This window comes from Streptomyces flaveolus (genome assembly GCF_044765825.1).
GTDB lineage: Bacteria > Actinomycetota > Actinomycetes > Streptomycetales > Streptomycetaceae > Streptomyces > Streptomyces flaveolus.
Window position 1 is genome coordinate 82,353 of the sequence record NZ_JBIWKU010000015.1, and the last position, 25,291, is coordinate 107,643.

Annotated in this window: 19 protein-coding genes and 2 pseudogenes; 5 read left to right on the forward strand and 16 right to left on the reverse strand. The window is 71.4% G+C overall.

Translation table 11 applies throughout. The features are described from left to right. The first annotated feature begins 231 nt into the window (after positions 1 to 231). Both ACIRG6_RS33780 and ACIRG6_RS33785 read left to right on the forward strand, forming a co-directional pair. On the forward strand, positions 232 to 1,362 hold the full coding sequence (locus ACIRG6_RS33780) for a sensor histidine kinase (protein WP_350721310.1): 1,131 nt from the start codon (positions 232 to 234) through the stop codon (positions 1,360 to 1,362). Next, the gene (locus ACIRG6_RS33785) at positions 1,359 to 2,021 is read left to right on the forward strand and encodes a response regulator (RefSeq protein WP_239767247.1); all 663 of its coding nucleotides are present in this window, start codon (positions 1,359 to 1,361) and stop codon (positions 2,019 to 2,021) included. Before ACIRG6_RS33780 ends, ACIRG6_RS33785 begins: the two co-directional genes overlap by 4 nt. Positions 2,022 to 2,076: 55 nt before the next feature. On the opposite strand, the gene ACIRG6_RS33790 is transcribed toward ACIRG6_RS33785, so the two are convergent. The 8 genes from ACIRG6_RS33790 to ACIRG6_RS33825 form a co-directional block, all read right to left on the reverse strand. Continuing rightward, entirely contained in the window at positions 2,077 to 2,967 is an 891-nt protein-coding gene (locus ACIRG6_RS33790) for an aromatic prenyltransferase (RefSeq protein WP_364681828.1), read from the reverse strand. 91 nt (positions 2,968 to 3,058) lie between these two features. After that, positions 3,059 to 4,234, reverse strand: a complete 1,176-nt coding sequence (locus tag ACIRG6_RS33795; protein WP_318217257.1) for a hydroxymethylglutaryl-CoA synthase — start codon at positions 4,232 to 4,234, stop codon at positions 3,059 to 3,061. Between the two features lie 2 nt (positions 4,235 to 4,236). Further along, positions 4,237 to 5,298 (reverse strand): hydroxymethylglutaryl-CoA reductase, encoded by a 1,062-nt coding sequence (locus tag ACIRG6_RS33800; RefSeq protein ID WP_350721313.1) that lies wholly within the window; start codon positions 5,296 to 5,298, stop codon positions 4,237 to 4,239. Continuing rightward, positions 5,295 to 6,386 (reverse strand): type 2 isopentenyl-diphosphate Delta-isomerase, encoded by a 1,092-nt coding sequence (gene fni / locus ACIRG6_RS33805; protein WP_364826136.1) that lies wholly within the window; start codon positions 6,384 to 6,386, stop codon positions 5,295 to 5,297. The genes ACIRG6_RS33800 and fni overlap by 4 nt, the downstream gene beginning before the upstream one ends. Continuing rightward, the gene (locus ACIRG6_RS33810) at positions 6,383 to 7,474 is read right to left on the reverse strand and encodes a phosphomevalonate kinase (RefSeq protein WP_403325481.1); all 1,092 of its coding nucleotides are present in this window, start codon (positions 7,472 to 7,474) and stop codon (positions 6,383 to 6,385) included. The genes fni and ACIRG6_RS33810 overlap by 4 nt, the downstream gene beginning before the upstream one ends. A gap of 14 nt (positions 7,475 to 7,488) precedes the next feature. After that, positions 7,489 to 8,538: a diphosphomevalonate decarboxylase gene (gene mvaD, locus ACIRG6_RS33815; RefSeq protein ID WP_403325484.1), complete on the reverse strand. Its 1,050-nt coding sequence runs from the start codon at positions 8,536 to 8,538 to the stop codon at positions 7,489 to 7,491. Beyond that, on the reverse strand, positions 8,528 to 9,616 hold the full coding sequence (gene mvk / locus ACIRG6_RS33820; protein ID WP_403325487.1) for a mevalonate kinase: 1,089 nt from the start codon (positions 9,614 to 9,616) through the stop codon (positions 8,528 to 8,530). Before mvk ends, mvaD begins: the two co-directional genes overlap by 11 nt. Continuing rightward, entirely contained in the window at positions 9,616 to 10,704 is a 1,089-nt protein-coding gene (locus ACIRG6_RS33825) for a polyprenyl synthetase family protein (RefSeq protein WP_364681818.1), read from the reverse strand. The genes mvk and ACIRG6_RS33825 overlap by 1 nt, the downstream gene beginning before the upstream one ends. A gap of 496 nt (positions 10,705 to 11,200) precedes the next feature. On the opposite strand from ACIRG6_RS33825, the gene ACIRG6_RS33830 reads away from it, so the two are divergent. Further along, on the forward strand, positions 11,201 to 14,005 hold the full coding sequence (locus ACIRG6_RS33830) for a BREX system ATP-binding domain-containing protein (protein ID WP_450152418.1): 2,805 nt from the start codon (positions 11,201 to 11,203) through the stop codon (positions 14,003 to 14,005). Positions 14,006 to 14,109: 104 nt separating this feature from the next. On the opposite strand, the gene ACIRG6_RS33835 is transcribed toward ACIRG6_RS33830, so the two are convergent. From ACIRG6_RS33835 to ACIRG6_RS33865, 7 genes and pseudogenes are all read right to left on the reverse strand, one after another. Beyond that, entirely contained in the window at positions 14,110 to 16,230 is a 2,121-nt protein-coding gene (locus ACIRG6_RS33835) for a helix-turn-helix transcriptional regulator (RefSeq protein ID WP_365023905.1), read from the reverse strand. Positions 16,231 to 16,726: 496 nt separating this feature from the next. Continuing rightward, positions 16,727 to 18,904 (reverse strand): MMPL family transporter, encoded by a 2,178-nt coding sequence (locus ACIRG6_RS33840; protein WP_365023907.1) that lies wholly within the window; start codon positions 18,902 to 18,904, stop codon positions 16,727 to 16,729. 130 nt (positions 18,905 to 19,034) lie between these two features. Continuing rightward, positions 19,035 to 19,278: pseudogene (locus tag ACIRG6_RS33845) on the reverse strand (hopanoid C-3 methylase HpnR); the annotation flags it as partial. Positions 19,279 to 19,343: 65 nt separating this feature from the next. Further along, entirely contained in the window at positions 19,344 to 19,802 is a 459-nt protein-coding gene (locus tag ACIRG6_RS33850; RefSeq protein ID WP_403325494.1) for a MaoC family dehydratase, read from the reverse strand. Positions 19,803 to 19,834: 32 nt separating this feature from the next. Next, positions 19,835 to 21,379, reverse strand: a complete 1,545-nt coding sequence (locus tag ACIRG6_RS33855) for an acyl-CoA synthetase (RefSeq protein WP_403325497.1) — start codon at positions 21,377 to 21,379, stop codon at positions 19,835 to 19,837. A 10-nt stretch (positions 21,380 to 21,389) separates the two neighbouring features. Further along, positions 21,390 to 22,262 carry an amidohydrolase family protein gene (locus tag ACIRG6_RS33860; RefSeq protein WP_350721389.1) on the reverse strand — a complete coding sequence of 291 codons (873 nt, stop codon included), beginning with the start codon at positions 22,260 to 22,262 and terminating at the stop codon, positions 21,390 to 21,392. 16 nt (positions 22,263 to 22,278) lie between these two features. Continuing rightward, positions 22,279 to 23,190, reverse strand: a complete 912-nt coding sequence (locus ACIRG6_RS33865) for an SDR family oxidoreductase (RefSeq protein WP_318217246.1) — start codon at positions 23,188 to 23,190, stop codon at positions 22,279 to 22,281. A 208-nt stretch (positions 23,191 to 23,398) separates the two neighbouring features. Here ACIRG6_RS33865 and ACIRG6_RS33870 point away from each other — a divergent pair, with 208 nt between their 5' ends. Further along, entirely contained in the window at positions 23,399 to 23,812 is a 414-nt protein-coding gene (locus tag ACIRG6_RS33870; RefSeq protein ID WP_239767269.1) for a MarR family winged helix-turn-helix transcriptional regulator, read from the forward strand. A 124-nt stretch (positions 23,813 to 23,936) separates the two neighbouring features. Next, a complete protein-coding gene (locus ACIRG6_RS33875; protein WP_403325605.1) occupies positions 23,937 to 24,803 on the forward strand; it encodes an AraC family transcriptional regulator in 867 nt (288 codons plus the stop codon). Between the two features lie 29 nt (positions 24,804 to 24,832). Here the strand turns inward: ACIRG6_RS33875 and ACIRG6_RS33880 are convergent. Continuing rightward, positions 24,833 to 25,256, reverse strand: a pseudogene (locus ACIRG6_RS33880) (silent information regulator protein Sir2); the annotation flags it as partial. Between the last annotated feature and the right edge of the window lie 35 nt (positions 25,257 to 25,291).

The window sequence follows — 25,291 nt, forward strand, 5'->3', positions numbered from 1 at the left end:
CACCCGGGCGCGGGGGGGGGGGGGGGCGCCCCCCCGCGCCCCGGGGGGGGCGCCCCGCCCCCCCCCCCCCCCCCGCGCCCCCCACGGGCCGGGCGCCATGCCGACCGTCGCCCTCCGACCGCCGGCTCGCCCGGGGGACCGCCCGGCCCGAGGGGGTACCGCGGCGGCGGTAGTCGGCCGTTACTCCACAGGGAGGACTCGCCGATGGCGCGGTCCGGCTAAGGTGCGCGTATGAGCACAGGACTGTCCCGTGTCTGGGCCCAGGTCGGGGACTGCGTGATCGCGGTCGGATTGGCGGCGGTACTGCTGGTCACCGCGCTGTCCGGGGACCACGCCGCCACGGACCTCGCGCCCCTCGGGTACGCACTGGTGGTGACGAGCGGCCTGGCCCTGGCAGTCCGCCGCCGCGCACCGGTCCCCGCCCTGGTCGTCACGGGCCTGTGCGTGGTGGGGTACAACGCGGTCGGTTTCGAAGTGCCCGCCGTGGCCTTCCTGTTCGCGGTCTACACCGCCGTACGGTCGGGGCGTGGCCTGCTGACCGTACTGGTGTGCGTGGTGATGCTGCTCGGCCTCCCCTTCGCGGTCATGGCATCCCCCGGAGACGGCCCCGCCGCCGACGCCTTCGCGCAGGCCCGTGGGGTCCTGGAACTGGCGTGGCTGATCGCCGCCGGGGCCGCGGGCGAGGCGCTGCGGCAGGCCGAGCAGCGGGCGGACGAGGCCGAACGCACCCGCGAGGAGACCGCGCGGCTGCGCGCCACCGAGGAACGGCTGCACATCGCGCGTGAGCTGCACGATTCGCTGACGCACCAGATCTCGATCGTCAAGGTGCAGGCAGAGGTCGCCGTCCACCTGGCGCGCAAGCGGGGCGAGGAGATCCCCGAGTCGCTGCTCGCCATCCAGGGCGCCGGCCGCGAGGCGACCCGCGAGCTGCGCGCGACCTTGGAGACCCTGCGGGACGAGACCAAGTCCCCGTCGTACGGCCTCGACCGCGTTCCCGAACTGGTGCAGCGCGCCCACGGGATAGGACTGAAGACCACGCTGACGATCGAGGGGCAACGCCAGGACGTGCCGGACGCCGTCGACAGGACCGCCTACCGGATCGTGCAGGAGTCCCTCACCAACGTCGCCCGCCACGCAGCGGCCGCCACCGCGTCCATCCGCATCGACTACCGTCCGGACGCACTCGCCATCCGCGTCGACGACGACGGCAGGGCCGAGCCGGGGTCCACCCCGGTGGCCGGTGTCGGCCTGCTGGGCATGCGCGAACGCGTCGCCGCCCTGGGCGGCCGCCTGCTCGCGGAGCCGCGCAGCGAAGGCGGTTTCACTGTCCAAGCCGAGATTCCGGTGGCCCGCATCTCATGATCCGTGTACTGCTTCTGGACGACCAGCCCCTCCTGCGCAGTGGTTTTCGCGCGCTGCTCGACGCCGAGGACGACATCGAGGTGGTGGCCGAGGCCGCCGACGGGAAGGAGGGCCTCGCCCTCGCCAGGAAGTACCTGCCCGACATCGCGCTCGTCGACGTCCAGATGCCGGTCATGGACGGCATCGAGACGACCCGTCAGATCGCCGCGGACCCGTCCCTGTCCGGTGTGCGTGTGGTCATCCTGACCAACTACGGCGTCGACGAGTACGTGTTCAACGCGCTGCGCGCCGGCGCCGCGGGGTTCCTGGTCAAGGACATCGAGCCCGAGGACCTGCTGCACTCCGTGCGCGTCGCCGCCCGCGGTGACGCGCTGCTCGCGCCGACGATCACCAAGATGCTGATCGGCCGGTACATCGCCCAGCAGCCCAGTCTGGACGTCGGGCCCGGGCTGGCGGAACTGACCAACCGCGAACGCGAGGCCGTCGCCCTGGCCGCTCAGGGCCTGTCCAACGACGAGATCGCCGACCGCATGGTGATCAGCCCGCTCACCGCGAAGACCCACATCAACCGCGCCATGATCAAGCTCCAGGCCCGCGACAGGGCCCAACTCGTGGTGTTCGCCTACGAGGCGGGCCTGGTCGTCCCCCGAGGACGCTGAACACGCCGACGGACCCGGAGGCCGATGCCCCGGGTCCGTCCGCGTCATGAGGCGACTAGATGAAATCCATCACCCCGGGCTTCCACTTGTAGTGCGACTCGAGCTTGTAGTACTCCCCTTCGGGGGCGAGCGCGACGCCGTAGACGAACTTCCGGTCCGCGCCGGTGTGCGGGACGCTGCTCACGAACTTCTCGATCTCCGGGGCCATGCGCACCGGGAGGGTCTGCAGGTCCGTCGTGGTCACGGCGTAGCAGATCCGCTCGATCCTCGACGAGTCCCAGCTCAGCGTCACATACAGACCGAACGCCGACCGACCGAGTGCGAGCATCTGCTCGCTCGGCTCCCCGAACCCGGATTCGCGGAGCATCGCGCGGATCGTCCCCGGTGCGAAGCACTCCGCGGGCGCCTCGTTGAAGTACACGTTCACGGTGCGGTGCGGGTAGTCGATGCCGATCACCCCGACCCGGTCGTGCAGGCCGTACCGCTTGAAGAAGTCCCCGTTCCCGGCCAGGCTGCGCGGCATGGACGGAATGCCGGCGAGCGCCGCCACCTCTTGCAGGGCGTCCGGGGTGAAGAACGAGTAGATCTTCTTGAAGCCGCCCACGACTCCGAAGTCGATCCCGTAACTGTCGATGGGCAGCCGTTCCTGCAGGGCGGAGAGCAGGGAGCCGACGGGATGGCCGGTCTTCGGCGTGAGCCCGTTCGACAGGGCGAGGGCGTAGGGGTCGCGGTGCGTGGGATGGGTCGTGAAGCGGCAGTCGAGTTCGCCGATGTGGCGCTTGCCGGTCGCCACCCGGAAGGCGACCACGGTGGCGTCGTGCTCGAAGGTTTCGCCGTACGTGGACAGGATGGGCGCCACCGTGTCGGGCGAGCAGGTGACGCCCAGCAGCCGAGCCGAGTCCTCTACGACCGCGTGAAGTTCTGCCGCCCCGGCAGTTGCGAACATGTCTCCTCCAATGGCCCCCCGGCGGGGGAGAGATGATTGCGGCCGGCGTACGCCCGTCGGCGTACGCGTTCGGCTTCTCGTGACAGCGGCCCTAGCGAGGCTCGTAGACGCGCTTGTGACCGGACAGCGCGGCCAGCCGGTAGGGCCCGGTCGTCTCCGCCGGCACCGGGTGGTGGCCGCCTTCGACCGGGAAGGAGTGCTCGTGCAGCTCCCGGTACTTGGCGTAGTCGATGGGCCGGCGCCGGCTGATCGCGTCGCGGTGCGACGCCGTCCGCAGCCGCGCTCGATAGCCCGGTACGACGGTGCCGCCGAAGAACTCGGCCACGCTGCCGGAGCCGTAGCTGAGGAAGCCTATGTGCTGGCCGGTCAGGTCGTCGGCGTTGTCGAGCAGGGCGGCCAGCCCGAGGTACATCGACGCGGTGTAGCTGTTGCCGACGTCGGCGTTGTAGGTCGTGGTGAGCCCGATGGCGCGGGCGATGCGCTCCTCGTCGACCTCGTGCCCGCAGTTCTCGAGCAGGTGCCGGTGCGCCTTGTACGCCATCCTCGTGAACGGCTGGTGATAGCAGAAGGCCCTGAACTCGTCGAGCGCCCGGCCGCCCTGCTCGGTGTAGTCCTTCCACACCCCCGCCACCGCCTGGAGGTACGCGAAGACGGACTCCTGTCCGTCGACCAGCGCGGTGGAGCGGTAGTTGGGCCGCCAGAAATCCATGACGTCGGCGGTGAACAGGCCGGACGGTTCCTCGATGCGCAGCAGCGCGGGATCGGCGCCGACCAGCATGGCCACCGCGGCAGCGCCCTGAGTGGCCTCGCCCGGGCTGTCCAGGTCGTACTTGGAGACGTCGCCGGCGATCACCAGGACCTGCTGCGAGGGGTCACGGTGGACGAGGCCGACGGCGAACTGCAGGGCCGCCGTACCGCCGTAACAGGCCTGCTTGAGCTCGACGACCCGGGTGGCCGAGGGCATCCCCAGCAGTGCGTGGACGTGTATGCCGGCCGCCTTGGCCTGGTCGACGGAGGACTCGGTCGCGAAGACGATCGTCCGGATCCGGTCGGTGCCGTGCCGTTCGACGACGGGCGCGGCAGCGGCGGCGGCCATCGTGACGATGTCCTCGTCGGCGGCCGGCACACTCATGCCGCGCTGGCCGATACCCGCGTGGTACTTGCCGATGTCCGTGCCGTTGTGGGCGGCCAGGGTGGCGTGCGTCAGGACGAACCGGGTCGTGGAGAAGGAGAGGTCGTGGATTCCGACGGCGAGGCCCGTGGACATCGTCAGCCTCCGACCTTGCTGGTCGCGCCCTTGCGCTCCAACTGGACGTGTGCCCGCATCAGTTCGCCCGGGTTGGTCTGCGCCGCCAGCAGGGAGAGCTCGCCGCACAGGACGGTCGCGGCCGTGATCACCGCGAGCCGGCGCGCGTTCTCGCCGGGCTCGCGCTCTTCCCGGCAGCCGAGACGGGTCAGGTTCTCCTCGACGAAGTCGAGCCCCTTCCCGTTGCCGACCGTGCCCACGATCAGGTTCGGCAGCGTGCAGGAGAAGTACAGGTCGCCGTCCCGGTCCTCGGCCACGGTCACCCCCTGTGAGCCTTCGACGATGTTGGCCGCGTCCTGGCCCGTCGCCAGGTAGAACCCGAGCAGCATGTTGGCGTAGTGAGCGTTGGCGGACCGGATGCCACCGGCGAGCAGCGTGCCGATCATGTTCTTGCGCAGGTTCAGCCGGGCTATCGCGGCCGCCGAGGTGTGCAGCACGTCGCGGACGACGTCACGCGGCACCAGCAGCTCGGTGACCACGTTCTTGCCCCGGCCCAGAATGCCGTTGACCGCGGTCGCCTTCTTGTCGGTGCAGTAGTTGCCCGAGATCGAGCCGTACGAGATCCCCGGGATGGATTTCAGGAGGTGGGCCAGCAGGGCGTCGGCCGCCAGCGTCGCCATGTTGTGCCCGGAGGCGTCGCCCGTCGTGAACTCGAACCGCAGGAAGAGCAGGTTGGCCGCGATCTCGTGACGGAACCCGATCAGTTCGGTGAACCGCCCGCAACCGCGCACGATCTCGCGCAGCTCGTCGAACCGCGCGTCGACCTCCAGCGCCGCCAGGTGCGCGGTCTGCGCGTCCTCGGCCGTGACGAGTACCGAGCGCGTCATCCGCTCGTCGACGAGTGTGGCGAGGATGCCCCGCTCGACCAGCATGGAGACCTTCGCGCCCCGGCCGACGGAGGGCCACAGGGGCGACTCGTACGTGGCGAGTGGAACCTCCGTCTCGGTCGTCGTCACGTTTCCCGAGATCCTCACGGGACCTACCCACCTCATCGGTACACCGGCGATCGCCTGGGTGTCGTTCATCGAATGCCTCCCACCGTCTCGTGAGTGATGTCGTAGGTGATGGAGCGTGTGGCCGGCCGGCGGGTGTCGATCCCCCGGTCGGCGCAGAAGGCGCGCAGGTCGCCATGGACGAGCACGTCGCACCGGGTCAGTTCGGACGGGGTACGCGCGCCCAGCGCCGTCATCAGGGCCGCGAGTTGGTCGAGCCAGGTGGTGATGCGGGCGACCAGCGCCGAGACACCTCCGTCGAGAACAGTCCTGAGGAATCCTCCGGACACCCCGGCGGCGGCGGCGCCGAGCGCCAGTGCGCGCGCCACGTCGAGCGGATGCCGTACTCCGCCGGAGGCCAGCAGCGGGATCCCGGCACCCTGGGCGTCCAGCAGGCACGCGGGAGCGGACTGCCCCCAGCCTTCCAGGTAGCCGTAGTCGGCGTCCCGGCGCCGGTCGTTCTCGATCCGCGCGAAGTCGGTGCCGCCCCGGCCGGCCACGTCCGCCACGCTCACGCCCAGGTCCCGCAGCAGGGCGACGGTCCGGCCGCTCAAGCCGAAGCCGACCTCCTTCACGATCACCGGGACGTCCACTGCGGCCACGATCTTCTCGATCTGCGACGCCCAGGCAGAGAACGACCGGTCCCCTTCCGGCATGACCGTCTCCTGGACGACGTTGAGGTGGATCTGCAGGGCGTCCGCCCGCAGCAGATCGACGGCCCGCCGCGCCTTCTCCACCGAGGCGTTCGCATTGATGTTCGCCATGACGAACCCGTCGGGGTTCTCGCGGCGCATCACGCGGAAGGTGTCGGCCACGGACTCGTCGGCGAAGTACGCGCTCATGGAACCGGTGGCGATGGGGACACCGGTCTCGCGGGCGGCGATCGCCAGGTCCCGGTTGATGGCACCGGTCCGCTCGCTGCCGCCGGTCATCGCGTTGATGTAGAGCGGAACCGGCCAGTCGATGCCGGCGAACCGGGTCGCCAGCGAGACGTCGGCCCGGTCGATGCCGGCCAGGGCGTGGTGGACGAACGACACCTCGTCGAACTGATTGCCTCCGCCCAAACGGCGTTGCTGCTCGGCGGCGAACCGCACATGGTCGTCCTTGCGCTCGGCGATCACTCCGTGCTCCCTTTCGTTGACGTGATGGAGATCGGTAGGGGGAGCAGCCCCGCGGCGGTCCACTTCTCCCGCAGCAGCGAGATCTCCGCTTCGGCCGTGGCGTCCAGCAGTGCGATGCCGCAGTCGCCGCCACCGGCGCCGGAGGGTTTCGCCGCACCGCCCACGGCCTCGGCGGCGTCGCACAGCGCCGTCAGCCGGGGGGTGAAGATGCCGAGGCCGACCTCGTCGTCCAGAGCGGTGAGCAGTCGGCGGGCGTCCCCGACCTGCCGCAGCAACGCCTGGTCGTCTCCTTGCCCGAGCGCGCGGACCGCGGCGCCCACGCAGCTGTCGCTGCGGGCCAGGAAGCTCCCTTGTGCCGTGCTGCCCTGCCACCCGCGCCGGCCGAGACGCCCCGTCAGTGAGGCGGTACGGACCGGCCGACCGGTCCAGGCCACCTCCAGAGTCAGTCCCCGGGGTGGCGGCAGCGGACGCACCGCGAAACCGGGCCACGGCGCCCGGAGCGTCTCCTCGACGCCCCGGCGCCGCACCAGGTCGAGCACGGCGGCCCGATCGGGGGCGCGATACTCGATCCAGCCGCCCCAGACCCCGGCGGCGAGGTCGCCGCCGGAGGAACCGGCCTCGATCCGCGCCGTCGCCAGCATCGCGAGCCGGAATCGCGTACCGGGCGACAGTTCCAGGCCGCAGTACGCTGCCACGGCGTCCACCGTGGCGACCGTGACCGCGCCGCTCGACCCGAGGCCGAGCTTGGTCCCGTTGCGGTGCAGGCCACTGCTGATCGAGACGCGGATGGGGGGCACGTCCGTGCCTCGTTCGGCCAGCAGCGCGCCGACCACGTCGATCGCCGACAGCACATGGCGGAGTCCGCCGGACCCCGGCGCCCCGGCGTCCGCGGCCGGCCGGCCGGCCTGCCGTCGCAGTCGCACCTCGCCGGGCCGGAGGTCGGACACGACGACCGTGTCCGCGCCCTCGGCCGCCGACACGGTCACGTGCACGTGCCGGTCGACCGCGACCAGGATCGCCGGGTGACCCGGCTCCATGACCGCGTACTCGCCGGCGACGAACAGCTTGCCCGGCGCCCGTCGTGCCACCGCTGACCGGACGGTCACAGCCCGGCCCCCGTCCGCAGGCGGGCACCCGGCCCGCGCCGGGCGGTGACCACCGAGCAGCCCGGCGCGGCGGCGAGCACCGCCTCGCCCACCCGGGCGGCGTCAGCGGGGTGGCAGAGCACCTTGACGTTCGGTCCGGCGTCCATGGTCGCGTAGGCCGGCGTGCCCTCCCGCCGCAGTCGCAGAACGCCGTCGAGGACGGCCACCGTGGCCGGCGACAGGTAGCGCACCGCGGGCCGTGCGGCCAGCATGGTGGCGTGCATGCCGAGGGCGTTGCGTTCGGCGATCTCACCCACCGCGTCGAGATCGCCGCGCTCCAGGGCCGCCCGCATGTCGGCCAGGTCGCCCTTGCCCGACATCGCCCAGGCCGGGTACAGGGGCGACGTCTCCACGGTGTGCCGCATGGCGGCACGGCTCGACACGGCCTTGGGGCCCGCGTCCACCAGCGCGATCACCAACGCGGGGTCGAAGTCACTCACGGGCACCGGCTCGGCGTACGAGCTGAGGTCGGCGACCGTGCCGACGCCCCGGCCCGCGTGACACACCGCGAAGCCACCGAAGACCGACCGGGAGGCCGACGCGGACCCGCGCCGGGCGAGCCGGGACAGCGCGGTGTCGTCGAGGGCAAGGCCGTACGCGGCGGTGGCGGCGACGGCCAGGGCCGCGAATCCGCTCGCCGACGAGGCCAGCCCCGCCCCGGTGGGCACGGCGTTGCGGGTGTCGACGACGGCCGGTTCACCCCGCCCGGCCAACTCCCTCACCAGGTCCAGGAAGGCGATGACGCGCCGTCCGGGCTCGTCCGCCGCGGGTGCGCCGTCGAAGGTGACGACGTCGCCGCGTGCCCCGGGAGCGAGCCGCACGGTCGTGGTGGTCGGGAAGACGTCCAGCGTCATCGACAGGCTGTCGACACGGGGGATGACGAGTCGCTCGTCGCGTTTGCCCCAGTACTTGATCAGCGCGATGTTCGGATGGGCGACGGCGGTCGAGCCGCGGTCCAGCACGCCGTGCCGCGGGCCGGCCGTCTCGCGCACGCGGTCAGTCGGCATGACGGGCGAACCTCCCCACGGGCACGACCCAGGTGCGGACGGCGCCCGCTTCCCGGAGACTCCGTACGACGTCCTCGGCGTGGCCCGGATCTCCGGCCAGCGCGATCATGCAACCCCCCAGCCCGCCGCCGCTGATCTTGGCGCCCAGTCCGCCGGCCGCGAGCGCGGCACCGACCAGCGCGTCGATCGTCTCCGTGCTGAGTCCCGCCTCGTGGAGCAGCTCGTGGTTCTCGGTCATCCGCTCGCCCAACTCGCCCGGACGGCCGTCGCCCAGGGCTCTCGCGGCGGCGTCGGTCAGGTCCGCGACCCGGCTGACGAAATCCGTCCGTGTGCCCGCGTCGCGCTCGAACCTCTGCCGCAAGAGCTCCACCGCTTTCCTGGTGCTGCCGCTGACACCGCTGTCCGCGATGACGAAGAGTCCGTCGAAGCCGCCGGTGCGGCCCCCGGCCGGTCCGGGCGGGGGCACGAAGCCGTTTCCCGGCAGGGGGACGGGCAGCTCCCGGACCGTGCCGGAGCGGAAGAGCACGAGCGAGGACGATCCGGTGGCGACCGCGTCGATGCCGCTCGCCCTGCCGTGCGCCACGTTCTCCGACGCCTGTACGAGATCGAAGACCGCTCCGGCGTCGAGCCGGCGCTCGAAGAGATCCGCGAGGGCCAGCACGGCCGCCCGGGCGCACGCGGCGCTGGAGCCGAGCCCGCGGCCCTCGGGGATCGCGCAGTCGACGTGCACGTCGACGCGCACCGGGCCGGTCGGACCGGTCCGCAGCGTGAACTCGGCCACCAGACGCCGCAGGCCCTCCGTGGCCGGCGGTGTCGCCGACGCGGCTCCCGGGCCCGACATCGTGAACGAGACCTGCTCTTCGCCCTCCTGCCCCCAGCGGTGGCCCGTCGCCTTCGCCGCGACCGTCAGCTGCGGCACCGGCAGGGCCAGCGCCGGCGCGCCGTACACCACGGCGTGCTCGCCGAGCAGGATGACCTTGCCGTGGGCGCGGCCGGCGCCGGCCCGGTCCCGTCGTGCGCCCGGGCCGGGCGCCGAGCCCTCCCGGCGGGTGAAGGTGCCCGGATCGGGCGCCGCCATCAGTGCGACCTCTGCGTCGCTTTGACCGCCATCTCGGTGAGCCGGGCCTTCGCGGGCTCGGTGGCCTCGCTCGCCTCCAGCACGGCGACGGCCCGGTCGGCGCGCAGCGAGATCTGCCGCTCGACGTGGGCCACCGCGCCGACGTCGACGAGGACGCGCCGCACCGCGGCGAGTTCGTCGTCGCAGAGATCGGTGCCGATCGCGGAGCGGAGGAACGACGCGGCGTCCGGGTCGCGTTCGTCCGCCAGCCCGAGCGCCGTCGCGAGCAGAACCGTCCGCTTGGCCTCGCGGAGATCGTCGCTCGCCGGCTTGCCCGTCACCTCGGGGTCGCCGAACACGCCCAGCAGGTCGTCCCGCAGCTGGAACGCGATCCCGATGTCGACGCCGAACGCCCGGTAGGCCGCCACGAGTTCCTCGTCCGCGTCGGCGATCGCCGCACCGAACTGCAGCGGGCGTTCCACCGTGTACGAGGCCGTCTTGTACTGGTTGACGCGCAGCGCCGAGCCGACGTCCTCGGCGCAGCTCGCCTGGTTGACGAGATCGAGCAGTTGACCGTAGAGAACCTCCGACCGCACGGCGGACCACACCGGGCCGATCCGGGTCTGCGCGTCCACCGGCAACCCGGACGCGCGGACCGCGGCGTCGGCCCAGGTCTGGGCGAGGTCCCCGACCAGCAGGGCGGTGCCTGTCCCGAAGGCTTCCGGGTCGCCGGAGAAGCGCCGCGTCCGATGATGTCCGGCGAAGGCGACATGCGCGGCGGGACGGCCACGGCGGGTGCGGGACGCGTCGATGATGTCGTCGTGGATCAGGGCAGCGGCGTGCAGCAGCTCCAGCCCGGCGCAGGCCCTCACCACCGCCGCCGCGGCCGGGCCGTCCGGGTCGCCGCCGGCCCCGATCCAGCCCAGCCAGGCGAAGACCGGCCGCACGCGCTTGCCGCCGCTCAACACGTAGCTCTCCAGCTCGGCGACGGCGGCCAGGACGTCCCGGCCGAGCGCCTCCGCCTCGGTCCGCCGTTCGGCGAAGAAGTCACCGAGTGCGGCGTCCACGGCGAACGCGTCCGTGGCCGCCTCGACATGACTGACGGTCATGCGCTCAACTCCCGACCGAGGCGGCGATCACTCATACAGGCATGCATCTACCACTCCCAGGAATTCGCTGAGATCACGCTGCTCGGAGCGCGGTTCACCGGTCTCTTCAGGACGCGCACTCGCCGCCGCACCTCCACTGCAGGGAAGAGGGAAGGCGGTTCGACGAAATCCGTCGAGCTTCTCCGAAAAGCGACGCCGAATCCCCGACAAAGCGAATCCACTGCCTTGCGTCACTCACCTCGGAATCGGCACGGCCCGATATTAGCCACGGGGTGATGCCGTGCCCACTACTCGCACGAGTAGTGCCGACCACTCGTTCGAACAAGGGACTCCGGCGGCCACCGGCCGTAGATTACCCGCGTATTACCTGTGTGGCCGTGGTTGCCAGGGAGTGTTCAACCCGTCGGAACAGGCCGTTGAACACCGCGTGTGTTCGCGGGGCCACAGCAGGCGTCGGAAGATCGTCCGGAGCAACGCGGGGGTAATCGTGAAGGCTTTGATCGGGCGCGAACACGTGCTGTCCGTGGTGAACAGCCGTATGGACGCCGTCTCGCAGGGCTCCGGCGGCTGCGTCGTCGTCGAGGGACCGTTCGGGACGGGGAAGACGCATCTGCTGCGGGCCTCGACCCTCGAGGCCTCGGAACGCGGCTTCACGGTGGTCGCGGGGCAGGCGGGCGGGACCGATCAGCCGACCCCCATCCACCTGCTGATCAATGCGTTGCGTCACCTGACGCCCGGCGCGGCCGACTTCGACGCTCTGGTGCGTCCGGGCAGCAATCCGTTCTGGCTGACGGACCGGGTCGGCGAGCTGGTCGAGAGCGCGGCGCGCAGGCGGCCTCTCGTGCTCGTCCTGGACGAGGCCCAGCGGATCGACGACATGAGCGGTCTGGCCCTGCGGGGCCTGGTGCAGTCGCTGGCCTCGGCACCGGTGCTGTGGCTGCTCGCCCGCCGGCCGGTGCCCGCCCGGTCGCTCGCCCAGCACGCTCTCGGCTGGCTGGTCGACCACACCGCGCTGCGGCTGCCCCTGGGAGCGCTGGACGACGAGGCGGCAGCCGCGCTGTGCACCGATGTCCTCGGCGCCGAACCGGATGCGTCGGTGCTGCGCTGGGTGCACCGCTGCGGAGGCAACCCCTGGATGCTGGAAATCCTGCTGGACGCCTTCCGCCGGGCGGGACAGGTGGTGGTCGTCGACGGCACGGCCTCGGTGGTGGCCGAGCGGCTGCCCGAAGGCGTCCTCACGGCCGTCGACCGTCTGCTGGACGGGATGTCCCCCGAGGTGCGGCGTCTGCTCGTGTCCGGCAGCGGGATCGGCCGTGTGTTCACGGCCGGTGAGGTGGCGGCCGTACTCGGCGCGTCGGCGACGGAGCTGTCCGCGTCCGTCGAGGAGGCCGTGTGCGCGGGCCTGCTCCGAAGAGACGGCAGCGATCTGGCGTTCGAGCACGAGGTGATCGAGGAAGCGCTGCCTCTGCTGCCGCCGACGCGGAAGCACGTGCCCGCGGGGGCCCGGCCGCCCGCCGCGGCGAGCGGTGCGCGTCCCACGGGCGAGCCGGAGCCGGCGACCCCGCCCCGGCCCCTCGCCGGGGACCACCGGCACGCGGCCGGTGCGGCGGACGCCCCTGTCCGGCAGCCCGGTACGGCAGCACCGGCCCTCGCGCCCACCGCCCCCGCCATCACGTCGGTCGTCCCGGCGGCCCCGGCGCCGTCACCGCAGCCGCCCGGGTGCGACTGCGAGGATCTGGCGGCTCGGGCCATGGCGTCCCTGGGAGACGTGTTCGACGAGGTACCGCGGACACTGGCCGGGCCCCTGCGTCTGCTCGCCGGAGCGGGACGCTGTGCCGAGGCCGCCCGCCTCGCGCGACTGGCTCTGCGGCCCGGTGTGGAGGCGGTGGCCGAGGCGCAGCTGGTGCTCGGACTGGGCCAGGGACTGCGGGACGCCGGCCACCCCGGCGTGGCGGCCGGGCTGCTGCGGCGGACGCTGACGCGGCAGGACATCGGTGAGCCGGAGCGTGCCGCGCTGAACGAGGCGCTCGCCGACGACGCCCGGTTCCCGGGGGGCACGCCCGACGCCGTCCGGGGAGCCGAGCCCGGCAACGGAACTCCCCTCGACACGGGCGAGTCCCGCGCCGTGGCACCCCGGCGGGCGCCGGGGCGCTGCGGCGCGTGCGAACGGCCGTTGTGGACGTGGCTGATCCGGGCCCTCGCCGCGGCCGACCTGTTCGATGCGGCGGCGACCGTATGCGAGGCCGTGAGGCGTGAGGCGGAGAGGTTCAGCGAGGTCTGGCCGGAGACCCTCTGGTACGGCCATCACGCCGAACTCCTCGCGGCGGCGGGCCGGCTCGAGGAGGCACGGGGCGAGGCCGAAGCGGCGCTGCGGACGGCGGACCGGTCGGCACCGGAGGATTCCGTCCCCGCGCGTCTGGTGCTGGCCCGGCTGAGCCTGCACCGGGGGGATCTCGCCACCGCCAGCGACCAGTTGCGCATGTCCGAGCGGTTGACGGCCCCGGACGGCGGCGCCGACAGGGCCCGCCTGGACTGGGCGCTCGCGCGGTTCCACACGGCCAGTGGGCGCCCGGCGATGGCGGTCCGGACGCTGATCGACGTCGAGGACCGGGTGGAGCCGGACCCCCTGCTCTTCTCCGAGGCTCCGACGGCGGCGGCCATGCTCGTACGGCTGGCCGGGCAGGCGGGTCTCGCGGCGGAGGCCGAACGGGCGGCCGTGTTCGCCCGGCAGATCGCCGACCGCAATCCGACGGTCCGGTCGCTCGCCGGGGGCGCCGAGCACGCCGAGGGCGTCCTGCGCAACGACATGGTGGCGTTGCACCGCGCCGTGGAGCTCCACCGGCACGCCGCCCGGCCGCTGGCGGCGGGCAGCGCGCTCGAGGACGCGGCCCTGGTCGAGCAGTCGATGGGCAACAAGACCCGCACCGTCCGGCTCCTGGAGTCCGCCGTGGACCTGTATCTGGACTGCGGGGCGCAGCGGGACACGGTCCGGGTGCAGAAGAAGCTGCTTCGCCTCGGTGTGCACCACGAGCGCGGGCAGGGTTCGGAACGGCCCAAGACGGGCTGGGAGAGCCTCACGAGCGCGGAACTGCGCGTCGTACGGGCGATCGTGGACGGCATGACCAACCGGGAGGCCGCCAGCAGCCTGTTTCTGTCGCCGCACACCGTCGACAGTCACCTACGGCGCGTGTTCTCCAAGCTCAACATCAACAGCCGTGTCGAACTGACCAAGCACTTCCTCACCCACGAGGCCGTCTCCTCCGGTGTCGCGGCCCTCGGCGGGCCCGGATCGGCGGGGTGAGCGAACGGCGAGGCCCTCGGCGGGCCGAGCCGGGGCAGCTGGTCCCGGCCGGCCCGCCGAGGGCCTCGTCCGTTCGCGGGCCGGACGTCACACCGCACGTCAGGTCAGACGGCCGCACCGCCGGCTCGTCCGAAGCCCGGGTCCCCCTCCGTCTCGGTGGAGTAGATCGCCGCTCTGCTCGAATAGGTGGCGGCTCCGCTCGCCAGTTCGACGCGGGTATTGATGCCCAGCTTCCGGTAGATCTTCCGGAGGTGGTAGTTCACCGTGTGCGCCGAGAGGTGCACTTCCCGGCCGATCAGGCGGTTCGTCATTCCCACGCTCACCAGGTAGGCGATGCGTCGCTCCATGTCGGAGAGACCCGCCCAGCAGACGGGGTTCAGCTGGGAGGCGGTGACCCGGTCGGTCCCCGCCGGCGACGGGTCGGAGGGGACCGACGCCGTGCTCCTCCTCCTGGCCGGGGCCTTGCACCGGTAGATCTTGGCGAGCTCCTCGGTCGCCAGGGCCACGGCGATCGGGTCCGGCGACCGCGCGATGATGTGCGACAGCCCGGCCGCATCCCCGTTCGCCACCGCGTTGGCGTGCATGGCGCCGAGACCGACGACGGTGACCCCGGGATTGTCCGCGGCCAGGGCGTCCACGGTCTCGAGGACGCTCCGCCGGAGGCCGGTGTCGCCCACGTCGAGCGCGAGGCGGACCAGGAACGGGGCGGCCACCGGGTCCTCGACGTACAGACTCCGCTGAGTGGGGAGGTTCCTGTACTTGCCCGCGAACAGGTCGACGGCCGCCTGCGGACCGTCCCTCTTCACCGCGATACGCAGCTCCGTCCAGGCGTACTGCGCGGAGTGGAGCACCGCCCGGTCCGTCGCCAGCTCGCCCTGCGCCCGGTTCAGGTACTCCGCGGCCGTGGGCAGGTCCCCGATGTAGAGGGCCACGGTGCTGAGCACGGAGTACGCCAGCGGCCGGAGCACGGGGACGGCGTGCGGCCTCGCCGCGGCAAGAGCCAGTTCCGCCTCGCGGCGGGCGTCGCCGAAGCGTCCCGACTGGAGGAACAGCCGGGCGCGTACGACCGCGGGCGCGGCGTTCCAGACCCGGGCGGGCAGTCCGTGGAGGCCGGCTTCGGCGTCGTCGATCAGCGCCTCGGCCGTCTCGAACTCGCGGAGATCGATGAGCTTTCCCGCGAGCGCCAGCCGGAAGTGCATGCACCAGACCGGGTCCACGTCGTCGCTGTGACGCACCGCGGTGCGCCCCAGACTGAGACCCTCGCCCAACTCTCCGGCACGCCAGAGCGCGTCGGAGAGCGCCGTGGATGCCATCAGGGTGACGACATCACCCTGCGCGACGCCGCGTTCCCGCAGAAGGCGCCGCGCATATCCCTCGTCCTCTTCCGTGCCCATCAGCGAATGGCCGAGGATTATCGATGCTTCGGCGTCGTCTCTGGTGGCGGACGAGCTTTCGGAGTCCGCGAGAATGCGCTCCGCCGCCCGGATTCCCGCTGTGGTCCGCCCGTCCATGATCAGGGCATGGGCTTGTGAGAGGACCTCGTCGCTTCCTTTGTCGTCCCTGGTGTACACCGTTCTCGGGCGACCGGGCGCCGGCACGGGAGGTTCGGTGCTCGAAAATTCCTGACCGTAGGCTGCGCTATTGCCTGTGAGATGTTCCGCCGCCTCGCGCTGCAATGCGCCGCGTGCCGGAGCGGGAATCGTTTCGAGAATCCCGTGCAGTAAGAATTCGCTCGGGAACGAGAGCCGTAACTCGTCGGCGATGACCATTCCCGATACGATTGCCTCGTCCAGTGGTGAAAGCAGGCTGGCGGACGACCGGTGCAGCATTCTGGAAACGTCCTCCAGCATGAAGGGCATGCCTAACGCGGCAGCAACCTGCAGAAAGTGCCGGCAGTCGGCGCTCAGGTCGTCCAGTCGGTGCTTCACCAAAGCTGGAACACGAAGCGGAATCCGTCGTTCAATCAGACGTGCGGCGCCTTCGTGTAGCTCGACGAGTTCTTCTTCGACCAGCCCGAGCGCGAATTCGACCAGCATTCGGTGATCCCCGCCGCTGCCGGCCGCGAAGTCGAGCAGTTCGCGGTCCGGGACACCGCCGATCACGCGTCGCAGAACCTGTTCGTCGGTCGCATCCTCGTTCAGCGGACTCAGAATCACCCGGCCGAGCCCCGTGCCGTTGCGCTTGATTGCCGGTTCGCTGCTCTCGATCGTCGGTCCACATGCCATGACCTCGACTTACCCCCGTCTGTCGTCCGGTACTACGAGACCGCGCACTTCCTCTGCTCATCTGTCAACGGCAATTCGGAGAAGGCGGCGGCCCGCCGGCGAGCGCAACTCACCTTCATGTGGCGATCTTACCGAATGTTTTCGGTCGTTATAAGAGGTGAGCGGTGAAATATCGCACCCGAGGCGCCGTATCTATTGACAGTCCGTCGAACAGGGCGTAGTGCAGCGTAAATCATAAGGGAAGCCCGGTGGCATATCCATAGGACTTTTGTCATGCCTGCGCAGCGGTGGCCCGCCGTTTTGTCACGCATTTCGTTGACGACCGGAGCTACGATTCCGCACCGCGTCGAGGGCCCCGTCCGGTGCGGACGGGGCCCTCGATCGATGTGAGTGGGTACAAAGCGGGCGCAAAGCGGATACAAAGCGGATACAAAGCATGCGGACCAAAAGTGCGGGGAACCCATGACGGGCTCCCCGCACCTGATGTGAGGCAGGGTCAGACCCTGGCCTCCTCCTCGACCCCGGCCGGGGGAACCGAGGCCGGCTTCTTGGCCCGGCTACCGGGCATCCACCAGTTGGCCTTGCCGCACAGCTCCATCACCGCGGGCACCAGGATCATCCGGATGATGGTGGCGTCGATGAACACGGCGACGGCCATGCCCAGACCGATCTGCTTGATGGAGACGTCGGGGCCGAGCAGCGAGGTCGTGAACACGGCGACCATGATGGCGGCCGCGGCCGTGATGACCTTGGCGGTCCTCGCCAGTCCCTGGGTGACCGCGGTCCGTGTGTCACCGGTCCGCTCGTACTCCTCGCGAACCCGTGAGATCAGGAAGACCTCGTAGTCCATCGACAGGCCGAACAGGACCGGGAACATCATCATCGGCACCCATGTGGTGACCGGCATCTCGGTCGGGAACCCGAGGGCGGAGCCGAGCCAGCCCCACTGCACGACCGCCACCAGCACACCGTAGGCGGCGCCGATCGAGAGGAGGTTCATCACGGCGGCCTGGAGGGCGATCGTGACCGACCGGACCAGCGCCACGAGCAGGAGCAGGGACAGCAGGATGACCACCGCGACCATCCAGGGCAGACGGGTGCTGGTCTCCTCCGCGAAGTCGATCGCGCCGGCGTTCGGGCCGCCGATGCGCACCTTCTCGCCGCCGGACGCCTGGGGGAGCACGTCGTCGCGCAGCTGGTGCACGAGGTCCGCGGTCGCCTCGTCCTGGAATCCCGTCTCGGGGAAGGCCATGAAGGTGGCGGCCCGCTGGTCCTCGCTGACCCGCGGCTCCGTGGCGTAGGCGACACCCTCCGTCTTCCTGACCGCCTCGACCACCGGGCCCAGCCCCGCGCCCCGGGAATCGACCTCGGCGGCGAAGACCAGGGGTGCGCCGTACCCCGGGCCGAAGCCCTCGGAGAGGATCTCGTACGAGGTGTAGCTGCTCCGGTCACGGGGCTGGACACTCGCGTCCGGCAGGCTCAGCCGCATCGACAGGGCGGGGGCGGCCAGCACCAGCAGGCCCGCACCGGCCAGCACCGCCGCGAGCAGCGGCTTGCGCTGCACCACACCGGCCCAGCGCTCGGCGGCCGTACGACGCTCCCTCGACGGGACACCCTCGGTACGCCGCTTGCGGGACGTACGACGGGGCAGCCGCAGAGAGTTGATCTTGTAGCCGGTGAAGCCCAGGAACGCCGGCAGCAGGGTCACCGCGGCGATCATCGTCACCAGTACGGTGACGGACGCGCCGACGGCGACGCCGGTCATCAGCCGCTGTCCCATGGTGATCAGACCCAGCAGGGCGATCACGACGGTCGTGCCGGCGAACAGGACGGCGTGACCGGCGGTGGTGATGGCCCCGACCGTGGCGGCCTCCGGCTCGTCGCCCTCCGCCAGGCCCTCCCGGTACCGCGTCACGATGAACAGGGCGTAGTCGATGCCGACACCGAGTCCGATCAGCGCGGCCACGAGCACGGTGAAGTCCGGTGAGGGAACGATGTGCCCGGCCAGCTTGATGAGGGCGATGCCGCCGAGGATCGCCATCAGCGCGGTCACGATCGGCAGGCCCATGGCCACCAACGAGCCGAAGGCGATGAAGAGGATGACCGCCGCCGCCAGGACGCCGATGCTCTCGGCGGGGCCCTGCGGGGGCGTCTCGGCCTTCTCCGCCTTGTCCCCGCCCAGTCCCAGCGTCACGCCGTCGCCGGAGGCGTCCTTGACCGTGGTCACCAGGGGCTTGACCTCGGTCTTCTTCACGTCCTGATCGGTCAGCGGGATCGTCGTACGGGCGATGCGGCGATCTTCGGTCACCAACTGCTCGTCGTCGTACGGCGAGGTCACCGGCCCGGTGATCGAGGAGGCGTCCAGCTCGGCGATGACCTTCTCGATCTTCTGCCGGGCCGCGGGGTCGTCGATCCCCTTCTCCGACTTGATCGCGAGGGTGAGCGTGTCCCCTTGCTGCTCGGGGAAGTGCTGCTCGATCAGAGCCTGAGCCTTGGCCGAACCGGAGTCACCACCGGTGAAGTCGTTGTCCGAAGCGGCACCGAAGCGAAAGCCCACGAACGCCAGGGCGATCACGCCGATGATCCAGGTCACCAGGACCAGGCGGCGGCGTCGGTAGCAGAACCGGGCTAGCCCCGCCAGAGCTCCGTCCGTGCGGGGAGTCTCGGTTGGCATCGTCTCTCCTCGAGTCGTTGAGCGTTGAGCTCAATCCTCACGAGGAGACTCCTCCGCGTCGATGTGCGTACGGAGGCACTATGCCGATGCCCCTACCGCGGTTGCGGTACTCCCCACGCAGTACTGCCGTGCCGGCGCGCACCCGTGCCGTCGTCCCCCCGGCCGCGCCGAAGGCGGTGCGCAGGCCCAGGTGCTTGGGGTGGATCACGGCCTGGGTGCGCACCGGCTCCTCGTGGCAGCGTTCCACGGGCAGTGCGGTCGGGACCACGGCGTGCTGGATTTGCGACCTCCCGTACGAACCGGAGGCGTTCCTCGTCCCACGCCGGATCGGCGATCAGGTCGATGGCGACCTGGATGCCCGTCCGGCGGGCCGACGGCGCCGGACGGCACCCGGGCGGACCAGCCGCACGCCCACACGGCCGGCGCCGCGGGAGCCGGGTCAGGCGTAGTGGCGGTAGACCGCCTGCGCCACGCAGGCCGGCTTGTCGCTGCCCTCGACCTCGACGGTGAACGTCAGCGGCATCTGCACGCCGTTGCCCTTCACCTCCTCCACGGTGCCGACGGCGCCGTGCAGGCGGATCTTCGCGCCGACCGGGACGGGACTGGGGAAACGGACCTTGTCCAGACCGTAGTTGACGCTCATGGAGATGCCGGTGATGTCCAGCAGCTCACCGAAGAGCGGGATCATCAGGGAGAGCGTGAGGTACCCGTGGGCGATCGGGCCGCCGAACGGGCCGTCCTTGGCCCTCTCCGGGTCCGTGTGGATCCACTGGTGGTCGTCGGTCGCGTCCGCGAAGGTGTTCACCCGGTCCTGGGTGATCTCCCGCCACTCGGTGCGCCCGAGGTCGGTGCCGCCGAGGGCCTTGAGTCCGTCGATTCCATGGGCGGTGGTGGGCATGAAAGATCCTTTCGAAGGTTCAGCAGGGTGCGTCACGTGGGGGAGTGGTGGGACGGTCCGCCCGCGTGCAGGTCGCGGACGGCGGACTTGATGATCTTGCCGGAGGCCGTGCGGGGCAGACGGTCCGTGAGGATCACGGACTTGGGGATCTTGTACTTGGCGAGCCTGCCCCGGAGGTGGCCGAGGAGGTCGTCCTCGGCCGCACGGGCCCCGGGCCTGAGGACGACGACGGCGCGGCCGACCTCGCCCCAGACCCGGTCGGGCACACCGATCACCGCGCACTCGTCCACGGCGGGATGGGTGAGGAGCGCGCCCTCCACCTCGGCCGGATAGACGTTCTCGCCGCCCGACACGAACATGTCCTTCACGCGGTCGACGATGTAGGCGTAGCCGTCCGCGTCGGTACGGGCGACGTCACCGGTGCGCAGCCAGCCCCCGTCGGTGAAGGCGGCCTCGGTGTCATCCGGCCGGCACCAGTAGCCGCTCATCACGTTGGGGCCGTGCACGAGGATCTCCCCGCGCTGCTCAGGCCCGGCGTCGCTGCCGTCGGGCAGGACCACGCGGGTGTCGGTGAAGAAGTGCGGCACGCCGGCGGAGCCCGCCTTGGCCGAGGTCTGCTCCTTGTCCAGGAAGAGAACCCCGGGGGAGGCCTCGGTCATGCCGTACCCCTGGCTGAAGGCCAGGCCGCGGGCCAGGTACGCGGCGATGGTGCGTGCCGGGACCGGTGCGCCGCCGCAGGTGACGGTGCGCAGGCTGGACAGGTCCGTGGTCGCCCACCGGGGCCGGGCCGCCATCGCGTCGTACATCGTGGGGACGGCGAACAGGTGGGTCACGCGCCGGCTCTCGATGGTCTCCAGCACCTGCTCGGCGTCGAAGGCGCCGAGCAGGACCACGCGGCCGCCCTTGAGGAGGGTGGGCAGGCACGTCATGTTGAGACCGGCGGTGTGGAACAGCGGGGCCACGACCAGGGTGACCTCGTCACCGGCGAGGTCGGTGTCGACGAGGACGTTGACGCTGTTCCAGATGATGTTGCCGTGGGAGAGGACGGCGCCCTTGGGGCGGCCCGTCGTTCCCGAGGTGTACATGATCATGCACGGGTCCTCGGGAGTCACGGCCACGTCCAGGGGGCCGGCCGCGCCGCCTGCGATCAGCTCCTCGTAGCCGTGGGCACCGTCCTCGGGACCGTCCAGCGCGACGCGGTGGCACAGCCCCGCCTCGTCGGCGGCGGCGCGGGCGGCCAGGGCCTGCTCCGGTCCGTGGACGAGGACGGTGCTGCCCGAGTCGGACAGGTTGTACGCCAGTTCCGGAGCCGCCAGCCGGGTGTTGAGCGGCACGAACACCGCACCGAGCGCGCCGGCGGCGAACAGGGTCTCCAGGAAGGCCGGATGGTTGGGGCCCAGGTAGGCGACGCGGTCACCGCGCCCCGTACCCAGCGCCCGCAGGCCGTGGGCGAGGCGCAGGACACGCCGGTGCAGGTCGCGGTAGGTCCAGGAGCGGTCCTCGTGGACGACGGCGACGCGGTCGGGTGTCTTGCGGGCCCGGCGGGCCGGCCATGAGCCGAGGCCTTGGTTCAGCACGAGGACTCCTTCAGTCCGTGAGCAGGCCGAGCAGGCGGGCGGCGTTCTCCTTGAGGATCTTCGGCCGGACCTCGGGCTTGATGTCGAGCTTCTCGAAGTCCGCGAGCCACCGGTCGGGCGTGATGACGGGGTAGTCGGAGCCGAAGAGGACCTTGTCCTTCAGCAGACTGTTGGCGTACCGCACGAGCTGCGGCGGGAAGTACTTCGGGGACCAGCCGGACAGGTCGATGTAGACGTGGGGCTTGTGGGTGGCCACCGCGAGCGCCTCGTCCTGCCAGGGGAAGGACGGGTGGGCCAGGATGATCCGCAGCTGCGGGAAGTCCACGGCGACGTCGTCGACCAGCATGGGGTCGGAGTACTTCAGCCGGATGCCGCCGCCGCCCGGGACACCCGCGCCGATGCCGGTCTGGCCGGTGTGGAACAGGGCGGGCACGCCGAGTTCCTCGATGGCCTCGTACAAGGGGTAGGCGAGCGGGTCGTTCGGGGAGAACGCCTGGATGCTCGGGTGGAACTTGAACCCGCGCACGCCGTACTCCCGGACCAGACGCCGGGCCTCGCGCACTCCCGCGCGCCCCTTGTGCGGGTCGACGGAGGCGAACGGGACGAGCACGTCGGCGTGGGCGGCGCAGCTCTCCGCGATCTCCTCGTTGGAGATCCGCGGGTGCCCGGTGGCGTGTTCGGCGTCGACGGTGAACACCACGGCGGCCATGCGGCGTTCACGGTAGTGCGCGGCCATCTCCTCGATGGTCGGCTGCCGGTGCCCGTGGGCCTTGAAGTACTTCTCGGAGGCGCCGAACAGCTCGGGGCTCAGCGCTCCGTGGCCGTCCTTGGAGACCTCCGCGTGCGTGTGCACGTCGATGGCGGTGAGCCGGTCCAGATCCAGCGCGAGGTCGCCCATGTCACGCCACCGGGGCCTTGGGCGCCGGGATGCCGTACGTCTCCGGCTCGGCGCCCACGCCGTCCGCCCACTGCGCGGCGATCGTCTCCGCGTTCCAGCCGCCGTCGGCGAAGGCGACGGCCTTCTCCTTGGGGTGGGCCCACAGGGCCAGGCGGTCGCCGCCGACACCGATGGCCTGTCCGGTCACGTCCCGCGAGGCGTCCGAGGCCAGGAAGGTGACCAGGCCGGCGACATCCTCGACGGTGCCGAGTCCCTCGTCCTTGCGCAGCCAGTCCGGCAGCGGGGAGCCGTCCCGTTCGGCGGCCTCGATGACCGGGGCGAAGGCCGGGATGGTCTTGGTCATCTCGGTGGCGGCGACCGGCACCACGGCGTTGACCGTGACGCCGGCGCGGCCCAGCTCCATCGCCCAGGTCCGGGCCATGGCGACGATCCCGGCCTTGGCGGCGGCGTAGTTGGTCTGGCCGAAGTTGCCGCGCTGCCCGGCCGGCGAGGAGATCAGGATCAGCCGGCCACCGGTGCCCTGCTCCCGCATGCGGACGGCGGCGGCCCGGGCGCAGGTGAAGGTGCCGCGCAGATGGACGCGGACCACGGCGTCGAAGTCGTCGTCGGTCATCTTCCACAGCACGCGGTCGCGCAGGATGCCGGCGTTGGTGACCAGGACGTCGAGGCTGCCGAACTCCCGTACCGCCGTGTCCACCAGGAGCTGGGCCGCCTCGCTGTCGCCGACCGCGGCGACGACGCCGGTCGCCCTGCCGCCCGCGGAGGTGATCGAGGCGACGGCCGTGTCGACGGCGGCCCGGTCGACGTCGTTGACGACGACGGCGGCCCCCGCCGCGGCGAGTGCCTGCGCGTACCCCAGCCCGAGACCGCGCCCGCTTCCGGTGACTACGGCGACTTTGCCCTGAAGATCCATGAGAGGTGCCCCTCGTGTGCGGTGTGAAGAGGAATGCCGAAGCGCCGGCCGAGCCGGGATCGACAGGAATCCTGATGAACGGCAGTCTGGGCAATCATCAGGATTCCTGTCAATGCCTTAGTGTGGGACGCGCCGTCGAGCCGGCGGCGCACAGCGAAGGGAGCGACATGAACCGATCCGCGCGGACCGCCACCTCGGGAGGGCGGACGTGACCGCCTCGCTCCTCTACCTGGTCAAGAGGACGGAGCTGGCGGTGCGGGCCCGCCTCGAGGAGCTGCTCAGGCCCGCCGGCATCACGGCGCTGCAGTACACCGCCCTCACCGTGCTGGAGCGGCACGACGGAATCTCCGCCGCGCAGCTCGCCCGCGACTCCTTCGTCACCGCCCAGACCATGGCCGACATGGTGCGTGCCCTGGAACGCCGCGGCCTGATCCGGCGTGAACCCAACCCGGTCAACCGTCGCGAGCGCCTGATCCTGCTCGCCGGACCGGGACGGCGACTGCTCGCCGAGTACGCGGAACCGGCCCGCGAGCTGGAGCGGCGCATGGTCGCCGAACTGACCGCCGAGGAGGTCGCCCTGTTCCGGGAGGCGCTGAACGAGGCATGGCGCGCCCTGTCCTGACCGCCCGCGGGCGGGCCACTGGCGGAGGAGCGGCTGCTGGTCGAGCCGGCGGTGGGCGGGCGCGTCCGTGCGGAGGGCCGGCCGCCACGGAAGCGAAGTGTGGGAAAACAGGAAGGAGGCCGGGGTGCTGGAGCGGCTGAACCAGGCCATGGAGCACATCGAGTCGCATCTCGACCAGCAGATCGACGTGGCCGAACTGGCGCGCGTCGCCTGGACGTCGGAGTACCACTTCCGGCGCATGTTCTCCGCGCTGTCCGGCATGCCGCTGTCGGAGTACGTCCGGCGCAGGCGGCTGACGGTGGCGGGCGCCGAGGTGCTCGCGGGTGAGCGGACACTGCTGGACGTCGCGATCCGCTACGGCTACGGGTCCGGTGAGGCCTTCGCGCGGGCGTTCCGCGCCCTGCACGGGGTCGGTCCGGGCGAGGCCCGGCGGACCGGTGCGGCGCTGCACTCCCAGCCCCGGATGTCCTTCCGGATCGTCGTGGAGGGCAGCAGCGGCATGCGGTACAGGATCCTCGACAAGAAGGAGTTCCGGGTCGTCGGCAGGAAGGCCCGGGTGCCCCTGGTCCACGAGGGGGTCAACCCTTCGATCGCCGAGTTCATCCGGGGTATCGGCCCCGAGCCGCTGCGGCGCCTGGCGGCACTGTCCGACCAGGAACCGGAGGGCATCGTGGGGGTGAGCGACCAGCTCGACCCCAGCCGGGCGGAGGGCACCGAACTCGACTACTACCACGCGGTGGTGACCGGGGCCGAGGCGCCCGAGGACATGGACGTCCTCGAGGTGCCCGCCGGGACGTGGGCGGTCTTCGAGAGCTCCGGCCCGTTCCCGCAGGCACTCCAGTACCTGTGGCGCGACGTGTACACGCAGTGGTTCCCCTCGAACCCGTACCGGAGCAGGCCGGGTCCCGAGATCCTCCGCGTCCGCGTGTCCGAGGACGGGGCGCAGGCGGACGCGGAGGTCTGGATCCCCGTGGAGCGGGCCGTCGGCTGAGCGGACGCCCGGCCGGCGGCCCGCGCGGGTCAGGGCTTCACCGGATTGCCGTCGGAGGTCACCACGAGGCGGCCGTCCGAGGCGAAGGACCACCCCAGGGCTCCGCCGTACGCGGGGCACCGGGAGCCGTTCGAGCCGGTCCAATCTGGATGGTGCCGTCGGCGTCGCCCACGGTCCTGTCGTGCGAACCGCCGCCGCTGCGGCACGAGGCGTTGCCGCGGAACACCGAAGTGCCCGCATCGAACGAGAAGTTGCGCTGGGCGTCGTCGATGCTGACGTTGTCCGACACCCGTTCATCGAGCCCGGGTTGCTGTTGCAGGTGAACCCGTGCTTGCCGTTGGCGTGGGCGATGCCGCGCCGGACGACGCGGCCGACCGCGATGTCCTCGCCGCCGAGCGTGTGGCCGTCGCGGTCACCGCTGGAGTTCCGGGTGCCGCCGACGAAGACGCCGTTGCCCCGGCGTGTGTGACGACGAGGCCCTGGCTTCC